Here is a 9,302-nt window from a genome sequence, read left to right as displayed (position 1 = left end):
GCAAAGGATTACAACCACCGTGAGGCACAGCGCATGCTGCGGTCGGTGAAGGCCGATATGACGCGGGGTGATGGTGACAACATCTCTTACGGGCAGGTTTATCACTATCGTCCCCGCCATCCCTACAGCGGCGATAAGTTTGCACCAGAAACCGAGACCGCAAACTTTTATGCCCGTCTCGATCATGAACGTTTTCTTGCCCGGCAGACGCTGATATCCGGTATTTGCAACGATGCTTTTATCAGCCCCGGAGATGTTTTATCTGTTACCGAAACAGGCATACCCACGCTGCCTGCACAGCTGCAGAGTCCCGTTTTAATCACCCAAATCAATGTCAGTGCGAGCCGACGTTCAGCCTTCCAGGCCACGCTGAATGCCGTGCCTTACAATGAGACGCTTTGCTGGCGCCCCGCACTGCCTGCTCGTCCTAAAGTCAGCGGCACCATGACGGCCCGTGTAACCAGTGCGAAAGACAACGACATCTATGCCTGGCAGGATGCATCCGGATTATACCGTGTGGTGTTTGATGCGGACGAGGAGGGTAGAGAGCGCGGCCTCGAAAGCATGCCAGTTCGCCTCGCGAAACCTTACGGTGGAGATATGTACGGCTTCCACTTCCCGCTGATACAGGGGACGGAGGTGGCAATAGCGTTTCGTGAGGGAGACCCGGATCAGCCGTATATTGCTCATGCGCTGCATGATTCACGGCATGTGGATCACGTTACCGAAAAAAACAGTACTCGCAACGTTATACGCACCGCGGGCCTGAACAAACTGCGGATGGAGGATAAGCGTGGTGAGGAACATATCAAACTCAGCACGGAGTATGGGGGTAAGACGCAGCTTAATTTGGGGCACAATGTCGATGCGCGGCGTGAGCTTCGTGGCGAAGGAGCAGAGCTACGGACTGATAATCATATCGCTATCCGTGGTGGCAAAGGCGTGTTTATCACTGCGGATATTCAGCCTCAGGCACATGGGAAGATGTTGTCGATGCAAGATGCTCTTAGCGAACTTCAAAAGGCGCAGCAATTAACTGAGTCCTTGCGAAGTGCAGCAGAGATGGCAAAAGCCGAATTGGCGGATTTACAAACCCAGAAGTCGCTTTTGAGTGATGCCATCACCGAGCTTAGGCAGTCTGCGTTACTACTCTCAGCGCCTGGTGGCATCGCGCAGGCCACGAGTAAAAGTCTGCAACTGTCAGCAGGTGAAAACCTCATTGCAACCAGCGGTAAAAACACTGACTTCAGCGTAATGAAAGCTTTTACGGTGGCAGCGGGCGAAAGAATCAGCCTGTTTGCACAAAAGCTGGGACTGAAGTTACTAGCAGCTAAGGGGAAAGTCGAAATTCAGTCTCAGAGTGATGAGATGTTGCTGGACGCATTCCAGGATGTACGCATAAGTAGTAGCGAAGGTAAAGTTATCATACGTGCAAAACAGGATATTTTGCTGATAGGTAGCGGTGGTGCTTATCTGAGAATAGGAGACGGTGAAGTAGAGAGCGGTGCCCCGGATAAAATTATTCAGCGCGCAGCGGTATGGCAAAAATTCGGTGGTCAAAGCGCAAGCGAAATGTTTAATACCTGGCAACAGGGTAATTATGAACTCAACACGCAACTCATCCGGGCAGGAACCAAAGAAGCGGTAAAAAGTCATCAGGGGAATGTGATTAGTGATCTTGGGAAGACATTGGCGACTTCAGATGCTGCAGGGAAAATAGCCCCTCAAAGCTTTCCTGACATTGCCAGCATCAATTTAAACTTGAACAAGGAGCGTTAGTCATGTCTGAGGAAAAAACGACACCAAAAATTGAGCCGACATTTGATGAGGATGGTAATGCTTGTTATCAGTTATTTAGCACGCCTAAAGAAAAAAACATTGTTCAGCAATGTGTCGTGTATCCAGACCGGGTTATTCCAGTCATTTTTATACCGGGAGTAATGGGTAGCAATTTGAGAATGAACGATAAGAAAGGAAAAAGTATTTGGCGGCTAGATAGTAAAGATGAGCTTGTTTTGTACTGGTTTGGTGAAAATGGGAAAACGCGAAGAAAAAAGTTGGATCCCAAAAAGACAACTGTAGATGATGGTGGAAAAATAGATGATAAAAAAGAACCCTTTTTACTTAAAACTCGCAGGGAACGTGGGTGGGGAACAGTAGGTTATGAAAGTTATGGTACTTTTCTTGACTGGTTGCAAAACACTCTCAATGACTTTGAAAATGGACATTCTAATGAGCGCACTAACCTGCTGAAAACCGCGCTTGAACTAGAGGTGGGTGATACATCAGTTAGTAAGGAAGAGGTAGATTTGACTTTCGGTTACCTCTTCCCTGTCTTTGCTATGGGGTATAACTGGCTTCAGTCTAACGCCGTTTCAGCTGATGCGTTGAACAAATACATTGATGAAAAAATCCAGTTCTATCGGCTAAAAGGACGGCAGTGCGAGAAGGTGATTTTGATTACCTACTCTATGGGGGGCCTTGTTGCCCGGCACTACACACAAATCCTCGGTGGAGAAAATAAGGTACTTGGCGTGATACATGGCGTGATGCCAGCATTGGGAGCCGCAGCCACTTATCGAAGAATGAAGGCTGGTACAGAGAACGCTGCAGGTAACGTTAAAGGCTGGGGAGCTGCAAAAGTATTGGGCTCAGATGCTGAAACCATGACCGCTGTACTCTCTCAGGCTCCCGGACCTCTGCAATTGTTGCCGGGGAGAGAATATGGCCTAGGCTGGTTAAAGATAATAGACGACAAAACAATATATGCACTTCCAAACGAATGTCCCTATAGCGAAATTTATCTTAAACAGGACCAGTGGTGGGGACTATGTGAGGAGCAGTTTATTAATCCTGGAACAAGCCTAAACTCAGTCGATTTGGACAAGGACTGGAAAAAATTCGCCATAATATTAAAAGATGAAGTTAAGCCTTTTATTGAAGGCCTCTCAGGAAAATACCATCCTCAAAGTTGGGCTTTCTACAGTGGAGACGAGGCATATCGGGCCTACGGTGACGTCTGCTGGCGTGCAAATACCCCTCGTGCAGAAGCGTGGCTGAATCGAAACCGTCAGCGTGACGGGCTGGCAGGCCGTGCTTTGGACAAAACAGAAATGTCAGCCAAGCGAAGTGTTTCCTCTCCACTGTCCGGTAGCGGATGGGCAACAGGAGTTTATCAAACTTACGAATTATTGCCTGCAGAAGAAGCAGGGGATGGCACGGTTCCTGTGCGATCTGGGCGTATTGCGGAGAACTCTCTAAAGGCACGATTTCAGGTTTCTGTCGAACATGAACCTGCTTTCCAGGACTTGAAGGCACAGCAGTTTACTCTAAGGGCCTTAGTGAAAATTGTTCAGCAGATAAAAAACACGCTGAGGTTTGAGTGAAAGTTAAAAAGACCATTGCTTTGATTTTGTTTTGTGCTGGTATTGCTGGATGGTATGGATACAGCAGGTTGCCAGTCAGAGTAAATTTGACCTCAGAGGAACGTGAACACGTGACACATTTTTTAAAGGAAAGAACTACCCGTTGTGTCGGACGCTATTTGGTTGACCTGCCGGAAACATTTACTATTACGTCTGACGATGTCATGGCGTTTGTTGATACATCATCGGTGAAGTATCAAAGAATTTATCGACCGGCTTTTGAACAGAAAATTCGGTTAAGAGAGGCTGAGCTATCAGCAACGAAAACTTTAAATCCACTGGATATGCCGTATCTAAAGAGAGTTTATTTCTTATCTGACGACATGCAGGGGGTGATATTTGAGCGGAATGAATATTTCCAAGTGCCCGATTCATCACGAGTGCTTGAGGCTCACATTTACACTAACGGTGTAGCAGTTGAAATAACTATAGAAGCCAGAAATGGATTATCGCGTCGCTATGATAAAGATCGTAAGGATACCCCTGAGATCTATGATAACAATGTTCCGAAAAAACTGGTTGAGCTAACTGATTTGCTAAGGCGTATGTCCGGTAAGCAGGAGAATGAAATACCAAATGAACCTGGATTCTGTCTGCCAGAATTGTTTATAAAGGATGGAATAACTCAGCCAAATGAGGAGATTAGTGCTAACTACATCTCTCAAAAATACCCTGAAGTTACATTTTATTTTGATAGCGATAACTACAGTGACTCTGACGATTCCCTGCTGGAGAGAGGCGCTATGATGGAGCGCAACATCAAGCAAGCCGAAGGTAATACCATCTCCAGTGGACCCCGTAACATCAATGGATTGTATGCAGAACAGTGGCTGGCAAAGGGATTGCTTAGTGACACCTACGGTGAAAAAGCCCTGCGATTTGTCATTAATATCAATGAAAAAACGGTATCGCCCAAGCATCCAATGTTATCTCTGACGTTCCTGCAGCAGGGCCTTGAGGGCGAGGGACGTCTTACAGAGGCCGAAGCTGTAAGTATCTGGCAGCAGATTACCGATACTATCCGTATCCGCCCTAATGCGATAGCAAAATAGCCTGCTTTACCTAATCATTAGTACAACCGCATGACATATAAGTTGTTTTATGTACTGAGTGCTGCCTGTCTATTGCCAGGCATTCTCCCATGCAATGTCAACCACCTATTCAATCCGAATATTCTTACTGTTTTTAGTCAACGGCTGTTTGAAAAATGCGCACAGGGCGCAATGCCCTGGTGCATTGGTCTGAATTTAATTCCGGCGGCAGGTCTTTTTAACATTTTAACTTATTTTCAATGAATTAAAGGAAATCCTATGAAAACGCAGAATATCCCTGTTTCACCCGCATTTATCGCTATTTCCTGGATTGCCATGATCGGCGGCAGTGTGGTTTATTTGGCCGGTTTGTGGCAGGCAGGGATGGAGCTAAATGAAAAAGGCTACTATTTTTCTGTGCTGATTCTTGCGCTGTTTGCTGCGGTTTCATTGCAAAAAACGGTTCGCGATCGCCAGGAAAATATCCCCACAACTCGCCTTTACTACGGAGTGTGCCTACTGGCATTTGGTCTTTCAGTTGCGCTGCTGGTTATCGGATTGGTGAATGCAACACTGATGCCTAGCGAAAAAGGGTTTTACGGTGTGTCATTCTTCATGGCGCTATTTGGTGCAGTAGCCGTGCAGAAGAATACCCGTGATAACCAATTCACAGAAAAAGGGATACCGGTTAATAATAACATTGAGAATACTTTTGAGTAATGGCTGTCGGGCGGTGATGCGCCCGATTCGAATTATACAATTAAAGATTTTTCATATTTATTTTTATTTGGCCATTACACCTTTTGTTGAGAGTATGCACATTTAATAGAGTATGCAATTATGATTGACAGGAATGCCGTGGTTCAACTTTTATGCGATCACGTTTTTGTATACTATCGATATAGTGAATAAATAAGTTTAAACTAGTCAACCCTTAGTCGTAATCATGCAACAAAGTATATTTTTCTGTTATTTATTATTTTAAACTATTCATTTTTATATTTCATGGTTTATTCATTTCCGTTAATGCTTTATCTCACCATTTAAAATAGGAGGAAAAGTATATGCCAGCACTGACTTGCTTAGGCGATGCAACAACACACGGCGGTAAGGTTATATCAGCCACATCAACCATGTATGTCGAAGGTGTACAAGTGGCATTAGTAGGAGATAGCGTTTCATGCCCACTGCATGGTTCTAACCACATTCAGCAAGGCGATCCTACAGTGTTTGATAATGGCGTTCAGGTGGTTGTTCACGACTGCGTATGTGAATGTGGTTGCAAAGTTATCAGCTTTCGAAATGAGATGGTAGATTAAATAAAATGAATTGGCCGATTCCAGACATCCCACATAAGAAAAGCTTAAAGAAACCATCCATTAAATTCTTGACGATTGTTTTTATTCTTTTGATTTGCTTAGGTGCATTAACTTCAATTTTTCTGCTGAAAGTTCATGATTACAGAGATATAATAATCAATGGTTTGCTACCTTCAGGGTTGATATGGCTATGTCTCGTGGGAATTATTTGGTTTCGCTATGATCAATCTTCCAATGCAGCTATATTATGGGGTATTCAGACTCAACTTACCAAATCTCATTGGCAGCGTTGGGCTATGTGGCAAAGGCCGATTATAGCAAATATAATCTTGTGTCCTGAAGAAAATGGAAGCGAAGCTTTAATTGGAGATCCTTCTAATATTCCAGCATATCCGGTTAAATGCAGACATCTACACCACGATTTTTTAAATTTAAGCTCTAAGTTTATTTTTTTAGATGAAAATCTGGAAAGACAATGCCCTGGTTATCGAAATAGTCTTTATGACATCATTTTACTCAAAACAGAAAAGCATGATGCATCTCACATTTCTGAGGCTGTATTTAAACAATGGGATATTGTCCCTAATATTGTGTCTGTGACTGACCAATACTTTTCAGGTTCTGAATTCTGTTCGATTAAAGAAATGGCACTGATTATTACCTTACAGGATTGGCCTAACTCTGTTGAATGTGGATATAGTGAATTCATTAACGCAAGTCTTATATGTTCATCAGAAATGATCAAGAGTGATTCATTTCTTGTCAAAGCAGGTGTAGGGAGATTTTTGCATTCAAACTCTCTGACGAAATCACTTGATATTCTCACAGAGTATAACAAGTTGGAGGCTTCAGAAATGAAGCATGTATGGCTTTCGGGAGTTGAGGAGGCTGATAAGATTACAATCGTACGCTATGCTGAAGAAAAAAAATGGGCACTTCCTTCTCGATATCCATTTTTGGTTGTTAATCATTCATTTGGCCCGCCAGGACCACTATCCTTTCCTGTTTCTATTTCATTATTAGTTGATGCTGCAATTAGAACGGGAGAAACTCAATTATTAATATCAGGTGGTAAGGATAAAGCCTATTCATTTTGTCTGATTACAAGGAAGTTGTTTTTATGACATCAACAGCTTCGCCGGTCATTCGGCGTTTTAGTGTAACAGGATATTCAATATTAGTCGTGGCGCTTGCATGCGTAAGTGCATTCCTGATCACTACTTTCAGAAGTGGTATGGATATCTTAGGCGTAAATGTTGAATATGTTTGGTTAATCTGGGGGATGTGTGTAATAGCTTTAATAATAGCTATCTTTACTCTTCATTTTTCTCAGAGAAAGTCAATTGGCGAAAAGCAAGAGCAATATTTACCTCAAAAAATAATTGGGCACGACAAGCAATTAGATAAGAAAAAAACCACTTCAACTGAAAATCACCGGATTATTCTTCAGCATCTCCATTATGCTCTCCGCCAACAACACGGCCGTCTTTGGAATTTCAAAGTTCACATCCTTCTCATCACGGGCAGCGTGTCAGACGTTGAACGCTTGGCACCTGGCCTGACCAATCAACTCTGGCAAGAGGACAGTGGTACGCTGTTGTTGTGGGGCGGCGATCCCGCCTCTCAAACTGATGAAAACTGGCTGATTGCTTTAAAGCGTCTGCGTCGCCGTCCTGCAGACGCGATAATTTGGGTGACTTCTGCTGCTGACCAGCTTAACGACATTGGCGGGTTGCCCACTACTGCGCAACCTTCCAGTGCCGCGATTGATGCCACCGCACATGCCTTATCGGCTCGCTGCAATATGCTCGGCTGGCGACTGCCGCTGTTCGTCTGGTCATTGCATACACGGGCTGGAAAGCAATCTGGCCGTATAACTCAGGCCGTTGGGTTCCAGACTTCCACAACCAATAATCACGATGCATTGCTCGCGGCACTGGCGGCGGATCTCATCGCGCAGGGGACCCAGCAGGTGGCGGGCTCGCCGCAGAATCACTTTTTGCTGAGCCTCGCGGACCAGCTGGCGCGTGTGCCTGAATCGATAACTACGCTGCTTTCTCCGCTGCAGAGTGTTCATCGCTCTCTGCCGCTGGCGGGGATGGTGTTCAGCCCGCAATCGGAAGGTACGGCACTTACGGTGCCACACCATTGGATACGCGATAACCGCTGGGATGCGCTGCCTGCGTCTTCAAATGAACTCCCTGCTCATCTTCGCCCGTCTCGCTATGGCATGCAGTGGAATCGCATTCTCGCCGCAGCCGCCTGTGTGCTGGTGGTACTGTGGGGAGCAGGAATGCTGGTCTCTTTCGCCGCCAATCGCAGCATTATCGGTGATGCCGTACAGGTGACTGAAAACGCTTCTGACAGCAGTCAGTCTTTAAAACAACGGCTTGCTGCGATGGGCGTGCTTCAGGATACGATCGGGCAATTACAGTATCGCCAGGAGCATGGTACGCCCTGGTACAGCCGCCTCGGACTGAATCAGAACGAAGAACTGCTGTCTGCCCTGTGGCCTCATTACCGTCAGGCGGCGCTGCCCCTGCTACGCGACGCCGCAGCCTTGCAGCTTACTGACGCGCTGAAAGCCTATGCCGCACTCCCACCTGACAGCCCATTGCGGGAAACGCAGTCAAAGCAGGCCTACACGCAGCTCAGGTTGTATCTGATGCTGACGCGTCCTGAACGTATGGACCCCAGTTGGTTCAGCCAGGCACTGATGCAAAACTGGACGCAGCGGCAGAGTCTGGACCAGGCATACTGGCAGGGTGCCGGGAGTCCGCTGCTGGCTTTCTATGCAGAGAATTTCAATGCTCACCCTGAATGGGCGCTGAAAGCAGACCCGGAGCTGGTCAGGCAGGTGCGCGCCCTGCTGGTTCGCCAGGTGGGGGTGACCAACAGCGAAACCCGCCAGTACCAGCGGGTGCTGGCGCAGGTGACGCATCAGTACGCCGATATGCGACTGGGCGATATGACCGGCGATACGGATGCGGGTCGCCTGTTTACCACCGATGAAGTGGTGCCCGGCATGTTCACCCGTCAGGCCTGGGAAGATGGCGTTAAACCCGCGATTGAAAAGGTGGCGCGGGAGCGGCGTGAGGAGATGGACTGGGTACTCAGTGATGCGCCGCCCCCCGCTGGTGATGCTTCCTCACCCGAAGCGCTGGAGGCGCGCCTCACCAGCCGATACTTTGCCGACTACAGCGCAGCCTGGCTGAACTTCCTCAACAGCCTGCGCCTGCAGCCTGCACCGACGCTTTCAGACGCGATCGACCAGCTGACGCTGATGGCAGACGTCAGGCAGTCACCGCTGGTGGCGCTAATGAATACGCTCAACGTGCAGGGACGGACCGGGCAGAGTGGGGATGCTATTGCTGACTCGCTGGTGAAGTCTGCGCAGAACCTGCTCAGTCGGGAAAAGCGCCCTGCCATTGACCAGAACAGCGGCCCGAGCGGCCCACTCGATGCGACTTTCGGCCCGCTGCTGGCGCTGACTGACAATCAGGGCAGCAGCAGTATGAGCCTGCGTA

7 protein-coding genes are annotated in these 9,302 nt (G+C 47.2%); all 7 read left to right on the top strand.

Annotated features, from left to right (window positions below; translation table 11 throughout):
- Positions 1–1,779, top strand: a 1,779-nt coding sequence (locus tag QMZ65_RS25035; protein WP_283216934.1) for a DUF2345 domain-containing protein, incomplete at its 5' end; no start/stop codon positions are given.
- Positions 1,780–1,781: 2 nt separating this feature from the next.
- A complete protein-coding gene (locus tag QMZ65_RS25030) occupies positions 1,782–3,386 on the top strand; it encodes an esterase/lipase family protein (RefSeq protein ID WP_283216933.1) in 1,605 nt (534 codons plus the stop codon).
- Complete coding sequence (locus tag QMZ65_RS25025) at positions 3,383–4,477, top strand: Tli4 family immunity protein (protein ID WP_283216932.1); 1,095 nt, start codon at positions 3,383–3,385, stop codon at positions 4,475–4,477. Before QMZ65_RS25030 ends, QMZ65_RS25025 begins: the two co-directional genes overlap by 4 nt.
- 258 nt (positions 4,478–4,735) lie before the next feature.
- Positions 4,736–5,176, top strand: coding sequence for an inner membrane protein YiaA (gene yiaA / locus QMZ65_RS25020; RefSeq protein WP_283216931.1), 441 nt, complete (start codon positions 4,736–4,738; stop codon positions 5,174–5,176).
- Between the two features lie 344 nt (positions 5,177–5,520).
- Positions 5,521–5,775 (top strand): PAAR domain-containing protein, encoded by a 255-nt coding sequence (locus tag QMZ65_RS25015; protein ID WP_072226632.1) that lies wholly within the window; start codon positions 5,521–5,523, stop codon positions 5,773–5,775.
- Positions 5,776–5,780: 5 nt separating this feature from the next.
- Positions 5,781–6,899, top strand: coding sequence for a KPHS_23130 family T6SS system protein (locus QMZ65_RS25010; protein ID WP_283216930.1), 1,119 nt, complete (start codon positions 5,781–5,783; stop codon positions 6,897–6,899).
- A gap of 404 nt (positions 6,900–7,303) precedes the next feature.
- Positions 7,304–9,302: ImcF-related family protein (locus QMZ65_RS25005; protein WP_283216929.1), on the top strand; the 1,999-nt coding region annotated here is incomplete at its 3' end.

The sequence above is a fragment of the Pantoea sp. EABMAA-21 genome (assembly GCF_030053335.1).
In the GTDB taxonomy this organism is placed as follows: domain Bacteria; phylum Pseudomonadota; class Gammaproteobacteria; order Enterobacterales; family Enterobacteriaceae; genus Pantoea; species Pantoea communis.
Note: the sequence above shows the minus strand (reverse complement) of the source record. Positions and strands in the feature narration are given on the sequence as shown.

Coding starts and splice junctions, on each gene's coding strand:
- QMZ65_RS25030 (WP_283216933.1), top strand. CDS start 1,782: ATGTCTGAGGAAAAAACGACACCAAAAATTGAGCCGACATTTGATGAG.
- QMZ65_RS25010 (WP_283216930.1), top strand. CDS start 5,781: ATGAATTGGCCGATTCCAGACATCCCACATAAGAAAAGCTTAAAGAAA.
- yiaA (WP_283216931.1), top strand. CDS start 4,736: ATGAAAACGCAGAATATCCCTGTTTCACCCGCATTTATCGCTATTTCC.
- QMZ65_RS25015 (WP_072226632.1), top strand. CDS start 5,521: ATGCCAGCACTGACTTGCTTAGGCGATGCAACAACACACGGCGGTAAG.